A 2,012-nucleotide genomic window follows, 5' to 3' on the forward strand; every position below is an offset into this window, starting at 1 on the left:
GCGTCGTCCTGCGCGACGTGGCCGAGCACATCCGCCTGCGCCTCGCCGAGCGCGCTGCCGCGCGCGAGGCGGGCGGGGACGACGCGGAGGCGCCGCCGCTCGCCCGCGCCCACCACGGCTCGGTGTCGAAGGAGCAGCGCGCCGAGATCGAGGACCAGCTGAAGTCGGGACGGCTGCGCTGCGTCGTCGCGACCTCGAGCCTCGAGCTCGGCATCGACATGGGCGAGGTCGACCTCGTCGTGCAGGTCGAGTCGCCGCCGTCGACCGCGAGCGGCCTGCAGCGCGTCGGCCGCGCCGGGCACTCGGTGGGCGACGCGTCGCGCGGGGTGCTCATCCCGAAGCACCGCGCCGACCTGCTGCACGCGACGGTCGTCGCCGACCGGATGGCGCGCGGCGAGCTCGAGCCGATCCGCATGCCGCGGCACCCGCTCGACGTGCTCGCGCAGCAGACCGTCGCGGCGGCCGCGATGGACGAGCTCGTCGTCGACGACTGGTTCCAGACGGTGCGGCGCTCGGCGCCGTTCGCGCAGCTGCCGCGGAGCGCGTTCGACGCGACCCTCGACCTCGTCGCGGGCGTCTACCCGAGCGACGAGTTCGCCGAGCTGCGGCCGCGTGTCGTGTGGGATCGCGACGCGGGCACGATCACCGGCCGCCCGAGCGCGCAGCGCATCGCCGTCTCGAGCGGAGGCACGATCCCCGACCGCGGCCTGTTCGGCGTGTTCCTCGCCGGGCAGGAGGGGCGGCCGGGCGCGCGCGTCGGCGAGCTGGACGAGGAGATGGTCTACGAGTCGCGCGCGGGCGACGTCTTCGCGCTCGGCGCGACGAGCTGGCGGGTCGTCGACATCACGCACGACCGGGTGCTCGTCGTGCCCGCGTTCGGCGAGGTCGGCAAGCTGCCGTTCTGGCACGGCGATGCCGAGGGGCGGCCCGCCGACCTCGGCCGCTCGATCGGGCAGGCGACCGCGGCGCTGGCCGACCGCTTGGCCGCGGGCACCGGCATCGACCTCCCGCACTCCGACGAGCGGGCCATCCGCAACCTCGACGCGTACGTGCGCGACCAGCTCGCCGCGACGGGCGCCGTGCCGACCGACGCGCAGCTCGTCGTCGAGCGCTCGCGCGACGAGCTCGGCGACTGGCGCCTCATCGTGCACTCCCCGTGGGGCCGGCGCGTGCACGCCCCGTGGGCGCTCGCGATCGACCGGCGCCTCCGCGAGGACCGCGACCTCGGCGCCGCCGCGATGGCGTCCGACGACGGCATCGTCATCCGCATCCCCGACTCCGACGCCGAGCCGCCCGGCGCGGAGCTGATCCGCTTCGAGCCCGACGAGCTCGAGCGCATCGTCGAGGCCGAGGCCGGCGGCACGGCCCTCTTCGCGAGCCGGTTCCGCGAGTGCGCGTCGCGCGCGCTGCTGCTGCCCAAGCGCGACCCGTCGCGGCGCGCGCCGCTGTGGCAGCAGCGGCAGCGCGCGGCGCAGCTGCTCGACGTCGCGAAGCGCTACCCCGACTTCCCCATCGTGCTCGAGGCGCTCCGCGAAGTGCTGCAGGACGCGTACGACCTGCCGGCGCTGCGGTCGATCGCGGAGCGGCTGCAGCACGGCGACATCCGCGTCGTCGAGGTCGAGACCCCGAGCCCGTCGCCGTTCGCGCACCACCTGCTGTTCGGCTACGTCGGGCAGTTCCTCTACGAGGGCGACGCCCCGCTCGCCGAGCGGCGGGCGGCGGCGCTCACGCTCGACCCCGCGCTGCTCGCCGAGGTGCTCGGGCAGTCGGCGCTCCGCGAGCTGCTCGACCCCGAGATCGTCGCGCGCACCGAGCTCGAGCTGCAGCGGCTCGCGCCCGATCGGCGGGCGCGCGGGCTCGAGGGCGCCGCCGACCTGCTGCGCCTGCTCGGGCCGCTCACGGTCGACGAGCTCGCCGTGCGGCTCGAGGGCGTGCCCGGCGCGACGGTGGAGCAGCCCGGCGTCCCGCACGGGCCTGCGGGGGTGGATGCGCCGGCGCCCCCGGGCGGGCAC

General features: G+C 76.6%; 1 protein-coding gene. It reads left to right on the top strand.

Translation table 11 applies throughout. From position 1 onward, the window contains the following. Nucleotides 1–2,012 (top strand): helicase-related protein (locus tag NWP09_RS12615; protein WP_258275848.1); only part of this gene is annotated, 2,012 nt, incomplete at both ends.

The sequence above is a fragment of the Agrococcus sp. HG114 genome (assembly GCF_024723325.1).
Taxonomy (GTDB): domain Bacteria; phylum Actinomycetota; class Actinomycetes; order Actinomycetales; family Microbacteriaceae; genus Agrococcus.